Annotated in this window: 1 protein-coding gene; it reads right to left on the minus strand. The window is 62.0% G+C overall.

The genetic code is table 11. From position 1 onward, the window contains the following. Positions 1 to 276: ATP-binding cassette domain-containing protein (locus tag EE949_RS12960; RefSeq protein WP_122664655.1), on the minus strand; the 276-nt coding region annotated here is incomplete at its 3' end. Positions 277 to 279: the final 3 nt, after the last annotated feature.

Genomic DNA, 279 nt, shown 5'->3' on the forward strand with positions numbered 1-279 from the left:
ATCCAGCACGCTCAAATGCGCGAACACTGAGTAACGCTGGAACACCACGCCACGGCTGGCATCCGGCTCGGCGGCCAGCGGTTGGCCGTCGAGCAGGATCGAGCCTTTGCTAGCGGTTTCCTGGCCCAGCAACAGGCGCAGGAAGGTCGACTTGCCACACCCGGAGGTGCCCACCAGCGTGCAGAATTCACCCTCGGCCACCTGCAGGTTGAGGCCCTCCAGCACTACTTGGTCGCCATAGCGCTGCCACACATTGTTGACGCTGATAAAACTCATGCC

Origin of the sequence: Pseudomonas viridiflava, from assembly GCF_900602065.1 — a bacterium.
Classification (GTDB): domain Bacteria; phylum Pseudomonadota; class Gammaproteobacteria; order Pseudomonadales; family Pseudomonadaceae; genus Aquipseudomonas.